General features: G+C 46.5%; 16 protein-coding genes. 6 read left to right on the top strand and 10 right to left on the bottom strand.

The window, feature by feature from the left end:
- The first annotated feature begins 117 nt into the window (after positions 1–117).
- Positions 118–747: a uridine kinase gene (gene udk, locus CI960_RS07995; RefSeq protein ID WP_005857397.1), complete on the top strand. Its 630-nt coding sequence runs from the start codon at positions 118–120 to the stop codon at positions 745–747.
- On the opposite strand, the gene CI960_RS07990 is transcribed toward udk, so the two are convergent.
- Genes CI960_RS07990 through CI960_RS07980 form a run of 3 tightly spaced genes read right to left on the bottom strand, consistent with a single transcriptional unit; the run spans position 704 to position 3,373 of the window.
- Positions 704–2,050 (bottom strand): cobyrinate a,c-diamide synthase, encoded by a 1,347-nt coding sequence (locus CI960_RS07990; protein ID WP_005857399.1) that lies wholly within the window; start codon positions 2,048–2,050, stop codon positions 704–706. The two genes, udk and CI960_RS07990, sit on opposite strands and share 44 nt — an antisense overlap.
- A gap of 11 nt (positions 2,051–2,061) precedes the next feature.
- A complete protein-coding gene (gene panB, locus CI960_RS07985) occupies positions 2,062–2,883 on the bottom strand; it encodes a 3-methyl-2-oxobutanoate hydroxymethyltransferase (protein ID WP_005857401.1) in 822 nt (273 codons plus the stop codon).
- 43 nt (positions 2,884–2,926) lie between these two features.
- Positions 2,927–3,373, bottom strand: a complete 447-nt coding sequence (locus tag CI960_RS07980; RefSeq protein ID WP_005857403.1) for a cold-shock protein — start codon at positions 3,371–3,373, stop codon at positions 2,927–2,929.
- A gap of 245 nt (positions 3,374–3,618) precedes the next feature.
- Here CI960_RS07980 and CI960_RS07975 point away from each other — a divergent pair, with 245 nt between their 5' ends.
- The 5 genes from CI960_RS07975 (at position 3,619) to CI960_RS07955 (ending at position 10,068) form a co-directional block, all read left to right on the top strand.
- Entirely contained in the window at positions 3,619–4,197 is a 579-nt protein-coding gene (locus CI960_RS07975) for a 3'-5' exonuclease (protein ID WP_005857406.1), read from the top strand.
- 77 nt (positions 4,198–4,274) lie between these two features.
- A complete protein-coding gene (locus CI960_RS07970; RefSeq protein ID WP_005857408.1) occupies positions 4,275–5,267 on the top strand; it encodes an N-acetylmuramoyl-L-alanine amidase in 993 nt (330 codons plus the stop codon).
- Between the two features lie 180 nt (positions 5,268–5,447).
- Positions 5,448–6,134: a response regulator transcription factor gene (locus CI960_RS07965; RefSeq protein ID WP_005857410.1), complete on the top strand. Its 687-nt coding sequence runs from the start codon at positions 5,448–5,450 to the stop codon at positions 6,132–6,134.
- 14 nt (positions 6,135–6,148) lie between these two features.
- Positions 6,149–7,918: an ATP-binding protein gene (locus tag CI960_RS07960; RefSeq protein ID WP_005857412.1), complete on the top strand. Its 1,770-nt coding sequence runs from the start codon at positions 6,149–6,151 to the stop codon at positions 7,916–7,918.
- Between the two features lie 80 nt (positions 7,919–7,998).
- Positions 7,999–10,068, top strand: a complete 2,070-nt coding sequence (locus CI960_RS07955; RefSeq protein WP_009017291.1) for a sensor histidine kinase — start codon at positions 7,999–8,001, stop codon at positions 10,066–10,068.
- Here CI960_RS07955 and CI960_RS07950 read toward each other — a convergent pair.
- From CI960_RS07950 to ligA, 7 genes are all read right to left on the bottom strand, one after another.
- Positions 10,063–10,827, bottom strand: coding sequence for a LytTR family DNA-binding domain-containing protein (locus CI960_RS07950; protein WP_005857414.1), 765 nt, complete (start codon positions 10,825–10,827; stop codon positions 10,063–10,065). The two genes, CI960_RS07955 and CI960_RS07950, sit on opposite strands and share 6 nt — an antisense overlap.
- Positions 10,824–11,885 (bottom strand): sensor histidine kinase, encoded by a 1,062-nt coding sequence (locus tag CI960_RS07945; protein ID WP_005857415.1) that lies wholly within the window; start codon positions 11,883–11,885, stop codon positions 10,824–10,826. Before CI960_RS07945 ends, CI960_RS07950 begins: the two co-directional genes overlap by 4 nt.
- A complete protein-coding gene (locus CI960_RS07940) occupies positions 11,882–12,808 on the bottom strand; it encodes an efflux RND transporter periplasmic adaptor subunit (RefSeq protein ID WP_005857416.1) in 927 nt (308 codons plus the stop codon). Before CI960_RS07940 ends, CI960_RS07945 begins: the two co-directional genes overlap by 4 nt.
- 18 nt (positions 12,809–12,826) lie before the next feature.
- Complete coding sequence (locus CI960_RS07935) at positions 12,827–17,137, bottom strand: CusA/CzcA family heavy metal efflux RND transporter (protein ID WP_005857417.1); 4,311 nt, start codon at positions 17,135–17,137, stop codon at positions 12,827–12,829.
- 214 nt (positions 17,138–17,351) lie between these two features.
- Complete coding sequence (gene dapA, locus CI960_RS07930; protein ID WP_005857419.1) at positions 17,352–18,245, bottom strand: 4-hydroxy-tetrahydrodipicolinate synthase; 894 nt, start codon at positions 18,243–18,245, stop codon at positions 17,352–17,354.
- 52 nt (positions 18,246–18,297) lie between these two features.
- Entirely contained in the window at positions 18,298–18,819 is a 522-nt protein-coding gene (locus CI960_RS07925; RefSeq protein WP_005857421.1) for a hypothetical protein, read from the bottom strand.
- On the bottom strand, positions 18,820–20,814 hold the full coding sequence (gene ligA / locus CI960_RS07920) for an NAD-dependent DNA ligase LigA (protein WP_005857423.1): 1,995 nt from the start codon (positions 20,812–20,814) through the stop codon (positions 18,820–18,822).

Genomic DNA, 20,814 nt, shown 5'->3' with positions numbered 1-20,814 from the left:
CAACATAGAATTCAGCTCTTTTTATCTCGTTTTTTCTATTAATAGCGAAATACTACCACTATAAATATTTAGTACCTTTGCATTTATAAACATAAATATGGATTAATATAAGAAATCATGCTAATTATAGGTATAGCGGGCGGGACTGGTTCCGGGAAAACTACGGTGGTAAAAAAGATCATAGAAAGTTTACCTCCCGGCGAGGTTGTATTACTCCCTCAAGATTCTTATTACAAAGATAACAGCCATGTGCCGGTAGAGAAACGTCAATATATTAATTTCGACCATCCCGACGCATTTGACTGGCCGCTCCTCTCAGAGCAAGTCACCTTGCTGAAAGAGGGGAAATGCATCGAGCAGCCGACTTATTCTTATCTTACCTGCTGCCGATTGCCCGAGACCATTCATATCGAGCCTCGTGATGTTGTCATCATCGAAGGGATCCTCGCTTTATGCGACCCTCAATTACGAGACTTGATGGACTTGAAAGTATTTGTCGATACAGATTCAGACGAACGTCTTATCCGTGTGATCCAACGGGATATGATCGAGAGAGGACGCACGGCGGAAGCGGTAATGGAACGCTATACCCGGGTACTAAAGCCTATGCACCTGCAATTTATAGAGCCTAGCAAACGATATGCCGACCTAATTATACCCGAAGGAGGAAGCAACCAGATCGCCATCAATATATTGAAAATGTTTATCGAGAACAATCTGGGGCTTCCCCATACAGAAAATCAATAAACCAATCGTTCCGACAAGGATCTCCCCAATATAAATGCGTGTACCCCGCCAATACGTTCTTGTAGCGATATAGCGGGGTATCCGTTTGACCTCCTTTCGCCGTAAAGGCTTTCGCTACCGAAGGCAGCGGACTTTCCATAGGCACGATCCGGGAATAATGGAACTCATGCCCTCGTAAGACATCATTCTTATAGCATAAAGTCCGATACCCTAAACGTAACTTCATGTTCTCCATCGTGGCGGATTGCGGTAATACACCGGCCATTGGATAGGCATTCCCATCCGTACCGATAATCTCTTTACAGAGATACATCATCCCCCCACATTCCGCCAGCAACTTGCCCCCCACTTCCACAAAGGAATGAATCGATTCACGCATCCCGGAATTCATGCTCAACTCCGATAAATATAACTCGGGATATCCACCCGGCAAATAGACAAAATCGGCCTCCGGTAAACAATCATCCCTCAATGGACTGAAATAGGTAATCTTGCCTAGAGTAGATAAGAAATGTATATTTTCCTCATATGAGAAATTAAAAGCGGGATCACGGGCGATGGCTATATTTAAGTTTGCCTTTGAAACAGTCCTCATGACTTCCTTAACCCGAGGAACTGGCTGTCGCTCTGGCAAAGCCGTGATTGCCAACAGGCGGTCAATATCCACATGCTCCTCCACCAAGCAAGCAACCCGGTCCGCAAACTCCTCAAAGCAAAAATCCTCATCCAACGACAACCCCAAATGCCGGCTCGGGATCTCTACATCCGCACACTTCGGTAGATAGCCTAACGCTTCCACACCCGCATCCTCACACGCTTGTCTCAAGAAAGAATAATGACTCTCCGACGCCACGAAATTAAATACCGCCCCCACGACATTCAGATCTTTCCGAAAATTCCGGAAGCCATAAAGCAAGGGAGCCACCGAATAAGCCGTACTTTTAGCGTTCACCACCAATACGATCGGTATCCGCAATAAACCGGAGATCTCCGCACTACTCCCTCGCATGGCATCGTAGCCATCGAACAGCCCCATCACCCCTTCGGTCACGGCTACATCCGCATTCGAGGTATACCGGGCATATAAATCCTTGATATGCCCTTCCGACATCATGAAACCATCCAAATTCACGGAAGCGCAACCAGCCGCCATTTTATGATGACGAGTATCTATATAATCCGGCCCACACTTAAAAGGCTGCACCCGTAAAGAACGATTTCTCAAGGCACGAAGCAATCCTAAGGTAAAAGTAGTCTTCCCGCTTCCCGACGAAGCGGCACCTATTAGCAAATGAGATCTCATGTATTCTGTTTCTAATATTGCTCCTTCTCGTTCGGGAAGTCTTGAGATTTCACGTCCTCGATGTACGCTTGTACGGCACGGGTAATCTCCTCCCCTAAATTAGCGTAGCGACGTAAGAAACGGGGAGAAAAGCCTTGATTGATACCGAGCATATCATGCATAACCAACACTTGACCATCTACGCCTCCACCGGCGCCAATGCCGATAACCGGGATCGTAAGCTCTGAAGCGACACGAGCTGCCAACTCCGCCGGGATCTTCTCCAGCACCAAGGCGAAACAACCTATCTCCTCTAGCAAATGGGCATCCTCGATCAGTTTATTAGCCTCGGCCTCTTCACGGGCACGTACCGTATACGTACCGAATTTATTGATCGATTGCGGCGTCAATCCTAAATGTCCCATAATTGGAATACCGGCACACAAGATACGTTCGATAGATTCCCGAACCTCAGCCCCGCCTTCCAACTTGATACAATCGGCATGCGTCTCTTTCATCACCCGGATAGCGGAGGCCAAGGCTTCTTTAGAGTTTCCTTGGTACGTACCGAAAGGCAGGTCTACCACCACCAGCGCACGATTCACCGCTTTCATGACCGATTTACCATGGTAAATCATCTGGTCGAGCGTAATCGGCAAAGTGGTCACGTTTCCAGCCATTACGTTAGAAGCGGAGTCTCCCACCAAGATCACATCCATTCCTGCTTGATCGATCAATTTCGCCATCGAATAATCATAGGCGGTAAGCATGGATATTTTCTCACCACGCTGCTTCATCTCTATCAGGCGATGCGTGGTCACCTTTCTATTATCATCGACTTTTGCGACAGACATATTATATTTTTATTAATTGTTTCGGCCGCAAAGGTAAGTATTATTATTTATTTTCAAGACAAACATTCACGGCACTTAAGCCTCTGTCGCCACGTTCAAGGTCGAACGTCACGATATCGTTCACGGAGATATCATCCACAACATTGTTCACGTGAAAGAAATACTTTTCCGTCCCCGACAAGTCACGGATAAACCCGAATCCTTTTGCCTCATTAAAATAGTCTACCCTGCCCCTTAAGATAACGGGAGCCACATCCTCTTTCTTAGGAGTCGAGATCAAGATATCTTCCTGATTTATCTCTTCTTTTTGACGAAGTTCGGGAGGGACAGAGGTGATCATCCCATTTTCATCCACATAAGCGATCATGTCCTCGAAGCTAGTCGCCTTGCCGGACGATTTTCTTTCCTCTTTCCTGTTCTGTTTCTCTACTCGGCGGGCTTGTTTCTTTTTCTCGTTTTCACGTTTACCAAATGATGCGTATTTTGCCATACAGTCGATTTTAATTTATACTAGGGCCTCACGTTCCGTGAAGCGTTGTTTATACTAACTTAGCGTGAGAATTGATGATTAAAGGAGAGATCCGCTTAATAATAATATAAAAAGAAGAACTATGTCGATAATGATTCTAGACTCAAACTTTCGCAAAGATAATAAAATAAACGGAGAAAACCTTATAGATCCTCTCATTTAAGAATAAAAAAACTTACTTTTGCATCCTATACCAAAAAGCATTTATGAAACTACTTTTTTTTGATTTAGAGACTACCGGCATAAAATACTGGAGAAATGGCGTCCACCAAATAAGTGGGGAGATCGTAATTGATGGGGTTACGAAGGAATCTTTTAATTTCAATGTCTGCCCGCATCCCCAATGTGAGATAGAGGAAGAAGCGCTTCGTATTTGTAACGTGTCCAAGGAACAGATACAAGCTTATCCTCCCATGCGAGAGGTGTACGTTAAATTTGTGAACATGCTGTCCAAATACGTGGACAAATTTGATAAAAAAGACAAGTTCTTCCTCGTTGGATACAACAACGCCTCTTTCGATAATCACTTCTTGAAAGCCTTCTTCGTACAGAACGGAGATAATTATTTCTACTCATGGTTCTGGGTGAACTCGATCGACGTAATGGTATTGTCTACCCAGCATTTGATGCGCAAACGGCATGAGATGACAGATTTCAAGCAGGAAACGGTGGCAAGGGCTTTAGGTATACAAATAGATTCCGCGAAATTGCACGACGCGTCCTATGATATTCAATTAACCAAAGAAATTTATAATAGGATATCCTCCCTCTCATTTATGGGTTGATTGATTCTTTTTATAAATTATCGTTTTTGACTATAGGTTGATTTAATTATCTTTACGGCGTAGAATCAATTTTTAAGATGTCTGTGAAACATAGTATCCGTATTTTCTTCATCTTTATTATCGCTCTCGTATATACAGGTTCCTTGACTGCCCAAGAAAAGGCGTATCCGAAAAACGGAGAGGGCATCACTCTTTTTCTCAAACGCTTCAACCGTACCGGCGGGACGTATCAGAAAGAGTTTATCGAGCTTAATAAAGGGAAGTTGGGTAAAAATAACAGTCTGCGCATGGGCGTAAAATATACCTTACCTCCGCTCGCCTCCGCCCCTCAGAAGAAGAATTATCAGCCCCTATTCGGCAAGTCGCTAGCCAGTTACAAAGTAACCTCTTCCGATTTAAAGGGAGCTTGCTTTTATCTGGTCAGCGGTCATGGCGGTCCGGACCCCGGGGCGATCGGTAAAATGGGCTCCCATGAATTGCATGAGGATGAATACGCTTACGACATCATGCTACGTCTGGCACGCAATCTTTTAACGCGAGGCGCAAAGGTACATATTATCATCCAAGACGCAAAGGACGGAATACGTGACCAGCAATTCCTCAATAACAGCAAACGGGAAACTTGTATGGGTAGTCCGATCCCCCTCAGCCAAGTAAGCCGTCTGGATCAGCGTTGCGCCAAGATAAACAGCTTGAGCCGGAAAGATAAAGAAACTTATAAGAGAGCGATATTCATCCATGTGGACAGCCGGAGCCGGCATCAAAGGACCGATGTCTTTTTCTATCATAAGCCCAAGGATCAAGCGAGCAAGCGCTTGGCTAAAACGATGAAATCCACTTTCTCGCGCAAATACAACCGCCACCAGCCGGGCCGGGGATTCTCGGGCACGGTAGACGATCGTAACTTATATGTATTACGTCACACGACCCCGACCTCCGTATTCGTCGAATTGGGCAACATACAAAACCAATACGACCAACAACGGATCATCCTCAGCAACAATCGGCAAGCCTTGGCCAACTGGCTTTGCGAGGGTTTTGTCACGGATTATAATTATTGTAGGAAGTAGCATCCCTAATGATCTATTATACTAACACATATCCTGCGGCAGAAATGTTATATGAGCGATCTTAACAGCAATGTAACATATATTTCATTTCTCCGAAATAAGAATATCCGTTCTTTGCCAAAAATAATTATATTTGTATATGGAGAGCCGTAAGGCACTCTTTTAAAAACAGAACAGCTTATGGCAACAACTCGTATTCTTGTAGTGGATGATGAAGAGGATTTGTGTGAGATCCTTAAATTCAACTTAGAAATAGAAGGTTATGAAGTAGATACCGCCTATAGTGCGGAAGAGGCATTAAAAAAGGATCTGACCGTTTACAATTTATTATTGTTGGATGTCATGATGGGAGAAATCTCCGGTTTCAAGATGGCACGTATCCTGCGACAAGATGAGAAGACGGCCAATACCCCTATCATCTTCCTCACGGCCAAAGATACGGAGAACGATATGCTCACAGGGTTCAATCTCGGGGCGGACGACTATATCTCCAAGCCTTTCTCCATCCGCCAAGTGATAGCGCGTGTTAAGGCCGTACTAAGAAGAACTTCCGAGAAATCAAAAGAAAAAGAGATTGAGAAACTCGAGTATGAGACATTAGCTCTTGATACGAAACGCATCAAGGCTACGGTAGACGGGGTGGAAGTTCCATTGACCAAAAAAGAGTTTGAGATACTAAAACTTCTATTGGAAAATAAAGGGAACGTCTTCTCCAGAGAGGAAATACTGTCTCGCATCTGGAAAGACGAGGTATATGTTCTAGACCGTACCATCGATGTCAACATCACCCGGTTACGTAAGAAAATAGGTCCTTATGGAAAGAACATCGTAACTCGCTTAGGTTTCGGTTATTGTTTTGAATGCTAATATTGTCGTGAATCATGGTAAAGATAGATAGTGAGAAAAGACACCGGATACCGTTTAGCCAACGGCTTTTCTGGTCGGTCTTTTTTATGTTCTTGGGCTTTACGGTCTGTTTCCTGCTATTCCAATATCAGCGGGAAAGGGAGTTCGCGCAAGAAAAGTTGAACAATGTGTTGAGTAACTATAATTACCAATTATTCCGCAAATGCCAACAAAGTACGGACATCAACCAGACCGTAATAAGTTTCATGGACGACATCCCTCAAAAGGATTTGCGGGTAACCATTATAGATCCGTCCGGCGACGTATTGTTTGATAATAGCGGGACGGATGAGTTCAATAATCATAACGATCGAAGCGAGGTACGCAAAGCCCGATTATATAATGAAGGGTTCGCTATCCGTTCCTCGGAATCTACGGGAAAAAGGTATTTCTATTCGGCATCGAATATAGGAGGTTATATTTACCGCTCAGCCCTGCCCTATGATCCATATGTAAGAGGGATATTGACGGTAAACAAGGACTTCATTTATTTCATGGCATTGATGACCTTGATTTTCTTCTTTGTCCTTTCCCGTTTTACTTTCAGCATAGGTAAAACGATATCCAAACTAAGGGATTTCGCCTTAAACGTAGAGAAAGATCGAATGCCTGCGGTCGATTATGTTTTCCCGAATGATGAGCTAGGTGACATCTCACAGAATATCGTAACCTTATACCATCGGCAGCAGAAAGCGAAAAACGAGTTATCCATGGAGCGGGAAAAGCTTATCAAACATTTCCAATATTCCAAGGAAGGCTTCGCCATGTTTACAAGTGAAGGGCGGGAGATTCTTTCTAACATCCTATTCATTCAATTCATAAATGTCATATCCGACACCCAGATCCACCAAGTGGAAGACGTTACTGATATAGCCGAATTAGAACCAATCCGTACCTTCTTGAATAAGAATATCCGGAATCTGAATCGGAAAAAGAAAGTATTAAGAGAGTCCGTGACTATTGACAAGAACGGTAAAATATTCTTGATCGAATGTATTTTATTCCTCGATAATAGTTATGAGATCTCTATTAATGATATATCCCGTCAAGAAGAAGAAAGCCGGATGAAACGACAGCTTACGCAGAACGTCTCTCACGAGCTGAAAACACCGGTCAGCAGCATTCAAGGGTATTTGGAAACAATCCTATCCAACCCAGATTTGAGTCCGGACAAACGTCAATTTTTCTTGGAACGTTGTTATTCCCAAAGTACCCGCCTTACAGGATTATTACGAGATATTTCCGTATTAAACAGACTTGACGAGGCATCCGAGATGTTCGACCTCACGGAAGTAAATATCACGAAGCTTATCGCCGAGATACAAAAAGAATGCTCCCAAGATATGGAAGAAAAACACATCACGTCGGAAATTATCCTCCCGGGAGATCCGACCGTGTTCGGGAATAACTCCCTACTCTATTCCATATTCCGGAATCTATATGACAACGCGATCGCTTATGCGGGAGAAAACATAAAGATTACCGTCAACTGCTATAAAGAAGATCCTAAATATTATTACTTTAGCTTCTCCGATAATGGAGTGGGTATCCCGGAAGAACATATCAATCGCATATTCGAGCGCTTCTACCGGGTAGACAAGGGACGCAGTCGTAAGATCGGAGGAACCGGATTAGGATTATCTATCGTTAAAAACGGGGTTAATTTTCATAAAGGACAAATATCGGCGAAGAGCAGTCCGGGAAAAGGGGTTACTTTTTTCTTCACTTTGAAAAAGAAACTATAAGGCAGACCTCGAAAATTCCATAACATACGCTTGATATTTAATATTAAAATGTATTTTTGTATTGAACATCATACAATATCATGAGAAATACCTATTTAGTATTATTTATCTATTTAATGATCCCAATGTTTTCTTTAGCGGAAAACACCTATACTACCCAACAAAGGGAAGATAGTCTTTTATCCCTATTAAAGTCCTCGCCAACCGTAGATGAACAGATCGAGTTATATAAAGATTTAGCGACAATGTACAGGCAAACGCCCAAGGAGATTGTTTACCTAAACAAAATGGCGGATGTGGCAAGCTCCACTTTGAAAGGTCATGCTTCTTTATATTACGCATGGGCCAACTTATCCCGCCATTATTACAATATACAAAACAGGGATAGCCTGATTTACTGGTCGCATAAGATAGATTCATTGGCCGCGGCCAAGAATGAGGTTCCAGACGCATTATTCGATGCACGAGGATTCATTTGCCAAATGGATCTATGGGACGGCAATTATGAGTTAGCAATGAACGGGGCGATCAGCCTATACAACTATGCCCGTGATACAAAAAGTGAATATGGATTGATTTGTTGCAATGAGAACCTAGGTTTAATCTATCAAGAGATACATCGGGATAGTGATGCGATAGTAGCTTATCGGGAAGGTCTCGATTTATTACAGAAACGAGGTGACAATCCGAAATTCGAGATGCAATACATGGGAAACCTCATCGAATCTTATCTTCGAACCGACCATTTCACCGAAGCCAAGGAATTATTAACTCGTTACGATGAAATGATCCAAGATAGAGAAAGAGAGAATGAAGAGCAAGGAACCGCTTTCCCCGTGGATCGTTGCCGTGCGTTAATGTATGTTTTTTATGCGGATATGTATGTCCTTCAAGACAAGCCCAAGGAGACATTGGACGCCTTGTTGAAAGCGACACCGATCGTAGAGAAAACCGGAGATGATTATACGGAATTCTGCTACAACTTCGTTTTCGCCAAGTATTACTATTTAATAGGTATGTATGAAAGGGCGCTGAATATCATAGATAAAAATAAATTAACAGAAGAAGATATACGAACCTCGGAGCTGAAAGTCGAGATACTCGAAGCATTGGGACGTTATAAAGAAGCGCTCGCATTTAGTAGAGAAGTTGTAGAACATACCAAGATGTTGCATGACGAGGCCTTCAACCGGCAGATCAATCAGCTCCGGACATTACATGATCTAAACAATCAAGAGATGCAGGCATATGAACTACAGCTACGTGAACAACAACTGCATACCCAAAGGTTGTTAATGATTATTCTACTCGTAGTATCGATCGTGCTTTTAGTGATGCTATACATCGTATACAAGTCCTATCGCTCCGCACGCCGCTACCAACGAGAACTTATGAAAGACAAGGAAGCCTTAGTAGAGTCCGAGCGTCAACTTCGTACAGCCAAAGAGATAGCGGAACACGCCAACCAGATGAAAAGCACGTTTATCGCCAATATCAGCCATGAGATCCGTACGCCACTTAACGCGATTGTCGGCTTTTCGGAATTAATATCCGATGAATCTATTTCCGCTGGCGAAAAGAAAGAGTTTTTCTCCATTATCAACAATAACTCTTATTTATTACTTAATCTGATAAATGACATTCTTGACCTTTCTCGCCTAGAATCCGGGAATATGAAGTTCATTATAGAGAAGACAAGCTTATCGGATTGTTGCCGGAACGCTTTGGCAAGTGTAGAGCACCGGGTCTTTCCGGGTGTTCAATTGACCTATACACCTTCTGAAGATCCCTTACATATCCAGACAGATTCGATACGTCTCCAACAATTATTGATAAACTTATTGACCAATGCCTGCAAGTTCACGAAAGAAGGAGAGATCAACCTATCTTATCAAATAGATGAGGACAAGCAGCATGTACGTATCACCGTAACCGATACCGGATGTGGAATACCGGAGGATAAGCAGAAAGTCATATTTGAGCGTTTCGAAAAGGTAGATGAATATGCGCAGGGTACAGGCTTAGGGTTATCCATCAGCCAAACAATTATCGAGCATTTAGGTGGCTCCATTCAATTAGACCCGACGTATAAGCATGGAGCCCGGTTCATCGTACTCCATCCCTACAACCCTCTTGATAATCCATCATGACGTAAACCACGTCTTGAAATCCGGCACTCTCGCCTTGCTAACCAATATACGGTCCAAGGTCGGTACGATCAAATTGATCGCAAGGCGTCCGTTAAACCAGAGATCGATATCTTGCACCGCCTTTCTGGATATCAAGTACTGACGATTGATCCGGAAGAACAAGGCGGGATCAAGGCTATCGGCGAGCTCATCCAAGGTCTGCGTGAAAAGGTATTCTTTCCCGTCCGTCATCACCGCCTTTACATTTCCGTCCGCTATATAGAAAAATAAGATCATATCCACGGAAACAGGTAGCAGCTTATCCCCTTTCATAGGGATCAAGAAATGCGTTTTATATCCTTCCACCCGCTTCAAGGCTTGCATGACAGCGGAATAATCGATCGCTTCTTTCTCCACAGCCGTCGATTGTAACCGTGACAACTTATCCAAAGCTTTCCGTATATCATCCGCGTCGATCGGTTTCAACAGATAATCTACGCTATTCACTTTAAACGCTTTCAGCGCATATTCATCATAGGCTGTCGTGAAAATGATCGGGCAAGAGATATCTACATGACCGAAGATCTCGAAAGCCGAACCATCCGCCAAATGGATATCCAGAAAGATAAGTTCCGGCATTGGATGCGATTGAAACCATTCAACACTATCCGTAATACTATCTAGGACATCGATCACCTCGATATCCGGATCAACCTCTCCCAGCAATGCCATCAAATTACGGACAGCCGCTTTCTCGTCTTCTATTATCAAAGCTTTCATACCAAAGGGATTGTTACGCTGAATATACTAGCATCTTCTTTTATGGAAATATCTTTCTTATACAAGAGGTTATAACGTTTACTCAGGTTCACCAAGCCAATACCGGTGCCTCCGCTATGTGTCAATTTCGGTTGGATGGGATTGCTAACCGTCAAGGAATCATGGTCCGAACGAACGGATATGGTCAATGAATGGCGGTTGCTAATCTCGTTATGCTTCACGGCGTTCTCGATCAAAAGCTGCACCGACATAGGAGGCAGTTGCTTAGACTCGTGCTCCTTCCCTAAGTCTATATCGAAAACTAGATTATCCTCATAGCGCATTTTCAAAAGGAAGATATAAGCGTTCACGAAATCCATCTCCTCCCGTAAAGTAACACTACGGCACTCATTCTCTTGCAAGGTATAACGTAAGACACGGGATAACTCCTGCAAATATTCTTGTGCCTTCCCGGGAGTCTCCCGGATCAAGGAACGGAGCGTGTTCAAGGAATTAAATAACATATGAGGATTAAGCTGGCTCTTCAAGGCCTCATATTGGTTCAATAAATTCTCCGCCCGCAATTGCTGGTTCTCGACCTGTACTTGCTGGCTTTGACGAATCAGGTAAATCATATAGCAACTACCCGTAACGACGCACGACATGATAAAATCCCTCAACGGATGCAGATAATGATGCACCAAGGCGTCGATCGCCGGGATATCAAACTGATGGTGCAAGAACACGAAACCCTTTCCTAATAAATTATTCACGCACCAAGTCATTACGAACGAGAGCAGAACCTTCTGCCAAGAGATACGCGCTTTCTGCCGATTGAAACCAAAGACATACGTGTTCATCGCAAATAACAGTAAGAGGGACACGAAGGTGAAAAAGACCTCATTCGCTACATCCAATACCGACATATCCGGAAAAAGAGCGTTCTGCCCGGTAACGTCAAACAACGACACCAATTCCGGGAAATGGATCAAGAAGGCCACCATGATCGATATGATGACCAACGAGAACACATATTTATTCTTTATATTCATTTTCTTCATGAAGACAAAGATAGTCATTTCTTCTCTACCCGTGCGGAAACATACATACCGGGACGAAAACGGGGATTCGTCTCTTTCACCCGAGCGTACATTTCCAAGGAACGGCTCGTCTCGTCCACCTCCTGTCCGATCGAGACCAAGACCGCATGGAAGGTCTCCTTCCCCATTCCATTCACCCGGAACTGTACTTGGTTCCCAATGGATAAGTCCGCTAAATCCTTCTCATAAGCGGTCAGGCAAAGGAGAGTCTCGCCTTTATCGATCACATCACAGATCGGTTCGCCCGCGTTCACGTATTTACCGAGATTAATGGACAGCCCGGCGACATAACCGCTTAATGGCGCTTTTACCTCCAAATAAGGTTGGATACCGTCTTCCAGAAGATCGCCGGCGGAGACACCAAGGATAGCAAGTTGCGCGGCGGCGGCATCTTGACGGCTCTTCATGGAAAGATAATCCGCCTTGCTTTGCTGGAAACGTTTTTGCGAGGCCGCTTCTTGCTCGCTCAAACGCTGTTGCCTTTTATACTCAGCCTCTAAGTATTCCGTTTGGGCATGGGCATCCAAATAGGTCTGTTGCAACGTGATAAAATCCGGATTCTCCAAGCTGACGATCACCGAGCCCTTCTTCACATAATCGCCCGGAAGCAGCGTAGTAGCATGAACCGTGCCTCCCATCGTCAACGTAACCGTAGCCTGCCGCTGCGGGGGAACTACCATGATCCCGTTGAAAGAGGAGTGATTCGGAAGGGCCGTAGCCGAGGAAATCCCATCCACCTCTACGCTATCCACGGATGGTTCGGACGGTACGTTTTCTGCTACTTGAGTAATAGCGGGCCGGGCAGTTATGTCTTGCGAATCGCCCTGTCCTTTCTCCGCATTGTTTGTCATACTGCATGCGGCCAATGCCATAAGAGCCGCAGGAATCCATATCTTTTTCATCTTATACTATTTTTCTGGTTATCTACTATACAACTCCAACTCAAGCGCCGATATATTATAGGCATATACGGCCTCGATATATCCCCGCCGGATCTCCCGGGCGGCGTTCAGGCTTTGAACAAACTGCGTGATATCTGTCTCGTTCTCTTTGAACTGTACCGTCGCGCTCTTCAACAAAGCATCCGCTTCCGGTAAAGCGCCGGTCGTATAATAGCGGATATGCTCTCCTTCCTTACGAAGCGCAACGCTCAACTCCTCCACCTTATTGTTCAACTGACGGATGTTGCTCTCCGCTTCCGTGCGGGCGATATAGGAATCGATCTTCGCTTGCCTTACCCGGCTATGCTGCGGGAAGAACAATACCGGGAACGAGATCCCGACCATCCAAGAGTCCAGACCGCTCAACGGGGCTATTTTCTGACGCACATATCCTACCGATAGTTCCGGGAAGAAACGGCTTCGTTCGATACGAAGCATGGCTTTCTTTTCATCGGCCACGCTCCGGAAATAATTCAGATGGATATCGGACGGAGCGATCTCGGCTATGCGAGCGGGGAATAAAACCAATGTCGTATCCATAGGCAGCAATGGGGAATCCGAATAACAAGTCCATGAGAAACGACGGGCAGCCAATTGCAACTCCTCCTCCGCCTGCGACAAACGGGTTTGCAGATCGGCGACCAAGGTAGATGACATATTCCGCTCCAATAGCGTGATATCCCCTTGCTCATAACGCAACTGACTTGCCTTTCGCAAACGTCCGGCCCACTCGATCTGCTCTTTATACAAGGCACATAGATGAAAGGCATATTGATAATAAGCCCATGCCCGTTTTACCTCGGCCGTAATCTCCTTCTTCACCAAGTCCCGGTAATATTCTCCCGTGGCGACTTGACGGTTCACCAAGGCGTTCTTATAAAATGGGGTCAATAGAGAGCCTAAGGATTGCGTGATCTCCATCTGATTGTCGTTTCGTGTCTCACCGTTGATCTGTCCCCATGAATAATTAAAGGTGGTCGGTGACACCTCCCAGCTCTCTCCCCGTGAAGCACGACTACGTTCAATGGATGCCGTGGCAGTCTTCAGGCGAGGATGATTCTCCAAGGCGATCGTCACGGCTTCTTCCAACGACACCGTCTGTTGGGCATGCGTGGGGAATAAGATACCTAAAAAAAGAAGAAACGGCAATAGGCGCTTCAACCAGCGTTGGCGCTTCCAAGCGGCCGAGCTATTTACCAACCGATAAAATACCGGGATAATAATCAACGTCAAGATCGTGGAGACAATCAAGCCTCCGATCACGACCGTCGCTAACGGACGTTGCACCTCCGCGCCCGCAGACTTCGCTATCGCCATCGGCACGAATCCTAGAGAAGCTACCAGGCCGGTCAAGAATACGGGGCGAAGTAGATGCGGACATCCTTTCGCGAGGATACGATTCGTTGTCATTTGATATTTAGTTTGTTTCCGTAAGTTATTAAAATGATTAATCATTAATATACCATTCAAGACCGCTACGCCAAACAAGGCGATAAAGCCGACCCCCGCCGATATACTGAAAGGCAACCCTCGTAACCAAAGGGCCAGAATACCCCCTATCAAGGATAACGGGACGGTAGAAAATACCACCAGCGAGTAGGTAACACTCTTAAAGGCAAAGAACAATAGCAATAAGATCAATGACAAGGCGACCGGTATCACGATCGTAAGCGTATTGATCGCATTCCGCAAGTTCTCGAACTGGCCGCCATACTCAAAGTAGTATCCCGGTTCCAGCTTGATATGCTTGTCAAGGGTTTCTTGGATAGTACGCACGACTTTCTGGATATCAGCGTCACGGACATTCACCCCGATCACGATACGGCGTTTCGTGGCATCCCGGTTAATCTGTAGAGGCCCGTTGACCAGCTCGATCGTAGCGACCTCGCTAACCGGGATCTGGATTCCCTCGGCAGTCCGTACAAAGAGCTTATCCAAATTCAGATCCGCCACTTTATCATTATCCAGACGAAGCACCAAGTCGAAACGTCGCTCATTCTCGAAAACGACACCCGCCGCCTCTCCCGCATAAGCCGTACGGATGATCGTGTTCAACTCCTCTATATTCATCCCGTAACGGGCGATCTTGGCACGGTCGTAGTGTACGACCAATTGCGGCAGCCCCATCGCCTGCTCCACGATCACATCGGCGGCTCCCGGTACTTGCTCCACGAAAAGAGAAGCTTCCTTCGCCTTCTTATAAAGCTCCGCCATATCCTCTCCATATAGCTTGATCGCGATATCCGCCTTGGCCCCCGTCATCAATTCATTGAAGCGAAGCTGGATCGGCTGGCTGAAGTTAAACTCCGCCCCCGTAATCGGTTCCAAGGAAGCCTTCATCTTCTCCACCATCTCCGCACGGCTGGAGGCCGAGGTCCATTCCTTGAAAGGTTTCATCACGATCATGATATCCGCATCTTCCACCGCCATCGGGTCGGTCGGAACCTCGGCCGTTCCGATCTTGGCTACCACGTGTTTGATCTCCGGGAAACTCTTCATCAAGGTCTCTTCCGCTTGCTTCGATAGCTCGATACTATGCGTCAGGGAACTACCGGCGGGAAGCGTCATCTGCATGGCGAAATCCCCCTCATCCAGCGTAGGGATAAACTCCGCCCCTAACCTCGTGAATAAGAAAAGGGACACAGCCAGAGCCGCGAAAGAACAAGCGATCGTTCCCCAGATATGACGCAGACAGAAATGAAGCGTACGCCTGTAAACCCCGTTTAATTTCCCGAAAAAACGATCGGCGAATGTAGGCTTCGAAGAGATCGTACGCTTTAGGAACAGGGAGGCCATCATCGGCACGTAGGTGAGCGAAAGGATCAAAGCTCCGATAATACAAAATACCAAGGTCTTCGCCATGGGGGTAAAATACTTGCCCTCTATCCCGGTCAGCGTAAGTAGCGGGAAGAAGACGATCAAAATGATCAATACGGCAAAGGTAGCGCTCCGGGCGACATGACCGGCTCCGGCCTCGACCTCCCGGTCCATCTCCTCGGCAGAGAGCGTACGCCCCATCAACCGCCTCGAATAGATATGCGCCAACATCCCCTCCAATATAACGATCGATCCATCGACCACGATACCGAAATCGATGGCCCCCAAACTCATCAAATTGGCGGAGACCCCGAAAACACGCATCAAGATAAAAGCGAAAAGCATCGCCAACGGGATCACGGAAGCCACGATCAAGCCGGCCCGCACATTCCCCAAGAAGATGATCAATACGATAAAGACGATCAACGCTCCCTCTATCAAGTTACGGATCACGGTGGATATATTTCGGTCTACCAATTCGGAACGATTCAAATAAGGTTCTACACGAACACCTTCCGGCAACATTTTCTGTACCCTTTCGACCCGTGCCTCCAGTTCCTTGGTCACGACATTGGCGTTCGCACCCTTCAACATCATGGCGATACCGCCCACGCACTCTCCCTCGCCATCCTTTGTCATGGCTCCAAAACGCTTGGCGGAACCAAAGCGAACCGAGCCGACATCGCTTATATGAATCGGTATCCCTCCACGGTTCGTGATCACGATGCGCTCGATGTCCTTTATCTTGCCGATCATTCCCTCGCTACGGATGTAGTAAGCCTTATTGATTTTCTCGATATAACTGCCGCCCGTATTCTGGTTATTCCGGTTGAGTGCCTCAAACACCTCGCCGATCGTAATATTCAAGGAATAAAGGGCATCCGGATCTACCGCCACCTCATACTGTTTCAGATAGCCGCCAAAGCTATTGATCTCCACGATACCCGGTATACCGCTCAGTTGCCGTTTCACGATCCAGTCCTGAATGGTACGGAGTTCCATGGCGTCGTATTTCTCCTCATAACCGGGCTCCACGCTCAATACATATTGATAAATCTCGCCCAAGCCGGTCGTGATAGGCATCAGCTCCGGCGTACCCAGTTCCGTGGGGATTTCTCCCGCCACGGTCTGTATCTGCTCGTTTATAAGTTGGCGGGCATCCAAGGTAGGCACGCTTTCCTTAAACACGACCGTTACCAATGACAGGCCAAAGCGGGAAACGGAGCGGATCTCTTCCACGTTCATGATATTACTCATCGCTATCTCGATAGGCATGGTGATCAATTGCTCTACCTCTTGCGGGGCCAAGGTTGGCGATACCGTCACGATTTGCACTTGATTGTTCGTTATATCCGGTACGGCATCTATCGGTAAAGTCATCATGGCATAGATTCCCCCCAGAAGCAGAAACAAGGTTGTCAACCCAACGAATAGTTTCTTCTGAATAGAAAAATGGACAATCGCTTTAAACATCACTTCATTTATTTAATAGAATAGTTACAAAAATAAAAGGTAAGCGTTTGCCTGCCCGACATAAAATAATGAAGTGACCGAAATCAAGGTTGAAGTATCGGTATGAGGAGTTGGAGCATATCAATAGAAAAAGGCTTCACATGCCCTCTATGACACATGAAGCCCCTTTTGTTATCCTATATAAATAATAAGAATCGTTGCCGTTAAAAGCGGATCAGCACTTAATGCTCAACTGTCGCAACACCTCACGGATCTTCTCATACGTGACGATACGTGTAGGAACCAAAGGCAAACGAAGCTTATTCTCGATAAAGCCCATCATATTTAACATACTCTTCGCTCCGGCAGGATTTCCATCCACGAACAACAGGCTGAACAGCTCCGTGAAGCTGTGATGGATCGTACGTGCGCTATCATAATCACCCGCCAAGGCCAGACGTACCATACGGCTAAACTCACGAGGGAAGGCGTTACCGATCACGGAGATCACTCCCACCGCACCTAATGTCATTAAAGGGAAAGTAATACCATCGTCACCGGAGATCACGTTGAAACGGGCCGGCTTATTCTTGATGATATCATCCATCTGGGTGATATTGCCGGAAGCCTCTTTCACGGCGATCACGTTATCGAACTCACGGGCGATGCGAAGCGTAGTCTCAGCCGTCATGTTCACGCCCGTACGCCCCGGTACGTTATAGAGTACGATCGGTAAATGGGTAGCGTTGGCGATCGCCTTGTAATGCTGGTAAATCCCTTCTTGGGAAGGCTTATTATAATAAGGTACGACCGAGAGGATAGCGTCGATACCCTCAAAATTATCTGTCTTCAACTTCTCGACAACCGACCGTGTACAATTACCTCCCACGCCTAATACGATAGGGATACGGCCCCGTACACGAGTCACTACCAAGCTTATAATGTTTTTCTTTTCTTCTTCCGTAAGTGTAGGAGTTTCCGCTGTAGTTCCCAGCACTACCAAATAATCCGTACCGTTCTGCACCTGATAATCCACCAGCTTGCCTAACGCCTCGTAATCTACACTCTCATCTTCCTTGAATGGCGTGATCAACGCCACACCCATTCCTTTTAAATTTATGTCTGCCATGGGGAAAATATTCCTTTTTGTTATTTAGCACTGCAAAAATAAGGAAATTATATCATTTAGCACGGATGGAACGCAAATAAAATAATATCTGTCCGAATAAATACTGAATATCGTCCTTATCTGTTACAGTCAAGCCTAAGTCGTACCATTCTTGGCCCGGATACTTAATCCCGACCTTGAAGGCGGATGGATGCCGGAGAGCGATGTATTGCAAGGCATAACAACCCGGCCGGGTGATATCGATCAAGATATCCGCCTTGAGAGCGCCCACCTTTTCCAAGACACTATCTGAAGGGAATCCCCACGCATTGAGATCGCTCTTTGAATGTACAGGAATATTGGAATCGTCGAAAGGAATATCCGCTCCTCCGGACGGCACATACACACACGTCTTGATATCCTTCTTCGCCTTGCGCAAAGGCTCCAAGGCCCTCATGACGTCCTCGTGATCCTCTATATTATACAAGACCAAAAGCGAACGTGCCTCATCCAAGGAAAGGGAACGATGCGGACGCCCCCCGGCGTCCGACACTAAAGCCTGTATCTTCTTCTTGATAAAATAATTCGTAAACATTTATTCCAGCATATTTAAGAACGCATCCTCGTTGATAATCTTCACACCCAGCTTCGCCGCTTTCTCCAGCTTGGCCGGTCCCATATTCTCGCCGGCAAGGATATAATCGGTCTTCCCTGAGACGGAGCCGCTATTCTTGCCGCCATGTTGCTCAATCATCGCCTTATACTCGTCACGTGAATGCTTGGAAAATGTCCCGCTGATCACGATCGTCAATCCTTTCAACTTCTCGGAACGGTTCGCCAATTGCTCCTCGGAAACCGCCATCCGCAAGCCCTGTTCCTTTAATCGGTTCACCAACGTACGGTTCTTCTCGTCCGAGAAATAACTCAATACACTCTGGGCGATCCGCTCGCCGATCTCGTCCACGGCTACCAAATCCTCTAAGGACGCCTGCTCCAATGCCTCGATCGAATGGAAAGCCGAGACCAAGCGTTTAGCGACCGTCTCTCCCACGAAACGAATCCCCAGACCGAACAAGACCCTCTCAAAAGGAACTTGCTTGGATTCCTCCAGACTCGACATCAGATTCTGGGCGCTCTTCTCCGCCCACCGTTCCAGACGCAATAAATCGGCAACCGTCAACGTATATAAGTCCGCCGAGTCTTTTACATAACCGGCGTTGTACAAATCCTCCACCGTTTCCGGGCCTATATTGATATTCATCGCCTTCCGGGTCACGAAATGCTCTATACGCCCCTTGATCTGAGGAGGACAGCCCGACTCGTTCGGACAGTAATGCGCCGCCTCTCCCTCCGGACGCACCAAAGGAGTCCCGCACTCCGGACACACACGGATAAAGCGGACCTTATCCCCCATCAGCATCGAACGAGCCTCCACGTTCACTCCCACGATCTTCGGGATGATCTCCCCGCCTTTCTCCACATACACTTGGTCGCCGATATGCAAGTCAAGCCCCTCGATAATATCGGCGTTATGCAAGGAAGCCCGCTTCACCACCGTCCCCGCCAACAATACGGGCTCGAGATTCGCCACCGGAGTAACCGTCCCCGTCCGTCCCACTTGGAAAGAGACCGAGTTCAAGCGAGTCTCGGCACGCTCCGCCTGAAACTTATAAGCGATCGCCCAGCGAGGGCTTTTCGACGTAAAACCTAAGTTCCTCTGCTGACGAAGCGAGTTTACCTTCAACACGATTCCATCCGTCGCCACGGGCAGGTTCTTACGTTCCACATCCCAATAAGCGATATAATCGAATATATCCTGTAGGCTCTGGCATTTGCGGATCACGTCCGGAATCTTAAAACCCCATGCGCGAGCCGCCTGCAAATTCTCATAATGCCCTTCGGCCGGCAGGTTCTCACCCAATAAATAATAGAAATAAGCATCCAGCTTACGGGAGGCCACGATAGCCGGATTCTGCTGTTTCAACGTACCGGAAGCGGCGTTGCGAGGATTGGCGAACAAGGGTTCCTCCTGCTCCTCCCGTTCCTTATTCAAGCGATCGAACTCCGCCCAAGGCAGCAATACCTCGCCACGGATCTCGAACTCCTCCGGAAAATCAGAACCCCGGAGTCTTAATGGAACCGAACGGATGGTCTTGATATTCGCCGTCACGTCATCACCACGAGTACCGTCGCCACGGGTCACGGCACGCGTCAAGCGTCCTTTCTCATAGGTCAAAGAGATAGAAGTGCCATCATATTTAAGCTCCGCCACAATCTCGAAAGGCTCATTCAAGGAGCGGACCGTACGATCATAAAAATCTCGGATCTCATCCTCGGAGTACGTATTACCCAACGAAAGCATCGGATATTTATGTACTACTTGCTCAAACTCTTTCGAGAGGTCGCTCCCCACTCGCCGAGTCGGGGAATCCGGATCGGCGAACTCGGGATGCGCCGCCTCCAGTTCCTGCAACTCTTTCATCATCTTATCAAACTCAAAGTCTGATATTGTCGGTGCCGAAAGCACATAATAATTATAATTATGCCGCTCCAGCTCATCACGCAGGGCTTTTATCTTTGCTTCGACCAT

The organism is Parabacteroides sp. CT06 (assembly GCF_002257605.1).
In the GTDB taxonomy this organism is placed as follows: domain Bacteria; phylum Bacteroidota; class Bacteroidia; order Bacteroidales; family Tannerellaceae; genus Parabacteroides; species Parabacteroides distasonis.
This window is presented reverse-complemented; position numbering and strand designations above follow the sequence as displayed.

Coding starts and splice junctions, on each gene's coding strand:
- CI960_RS07935 (WP_005857417.1), bottom strand. CDS start 17,137: ATGTTTAAAGCGATTGTCCATTTTTCTATTCAGAAGAAACTATTCGTT.
- CI960_RS07940 (WP_005857416.1), bottom strand. CDS start 12,808: ATGAAAAAGATATGGATTCCTGCGGCTCTTATGGCATTGGCCGCATGC.
- CI960_RS07945 (WP_005857415.1), bottom strand. CDS start 11,885: ATGACTATCTTTGTCTTCATGAAGAAAATGAATATAAAGAATAAATAT.
- panB (WP_005857401.1), bottom strand. CDS start 2,883: ATGTCTGTCGCAAAAGTCGATGATAATAGAAAGGTGACCACGCATCGC.
- CI960_RS07975 (WP_005857406.1), top strand. CDS start 3,619: ATGAAACTACTTTTTTTTGATTTAGAGACTACCGGCATAAAATACTGG.
- udk (WP_005857397.1), top strand. CDS start 118: ATGCTAATTATAGGTATAGCGGGCGGGACTGGTTCCGGGAAAACTACG.
- CI960_RS07990 (WP_005857399.1), bottom strand. CDS start 2,050: ATGAGATCTCATTTGCTAATAGGTGCCGCTTCGTCGGGAAGCGGGAAG.
- CI960_RS07955 (WP_009017291.1), top strand. CDS start 7,999: ATGAGAAATACCTATTTAGTATTATTTATCTATTTAATGATCCCAATG.
- CI960_RS07965 (WP_005857410.1), top strand. CDS start 5,448: ATGGCAACAACTCGTATTCTTGTAGTGGATGATGAAGAGGATTTGTGT.
- CI960_RS07980 (WP_005857403.1), bottom strand. CDS start 3,373: ATGGCAAAATACGCATCATTTGGTAAACGTGAAAACGAGAAAAAGAAA.
- CI960_RS07960 (WP_005857412.1), top strand. CDS start 6,149: ATGGTAAAGATAGATAGTGAGAAAAGACACCGGATACCGTTTAGCCAA.
- ligA (WP_005857423.1), bottom strand. CDS start 20,814: ATGGTCGAAGCAAAGATAAAAGCCCTGCGTGATGAGCTGGAGCGGCAT.
- CI960_RS07925 (WP_005857421.1), bottom strand. CDS start 18,819: ATGTTTACGAATTATTTTATCAAGAAGAAGATACAGGCTTTAGTGTCG.
- dapA (WP_005857419.1), bottom strand. CDS start 18,245: ATGGCAGACATAAATTTAAAAGGAATGGGTGTGGCGTTGATCACGCCA.
- CI960_RS07970 (WP_005857408.1), top strand. CDS start 4,275: ATGTCTGTGAAACATAGTATCCGTATTTTCTTCATCTTTATTATCGCT.
- CI960_RS07950 (WP_005857414.1), bottom strand. CDS start 10,827: ATGAAAGCTTTGATAATAGAAGACGAGAAAGCGGCTGTCCGTAATTTG.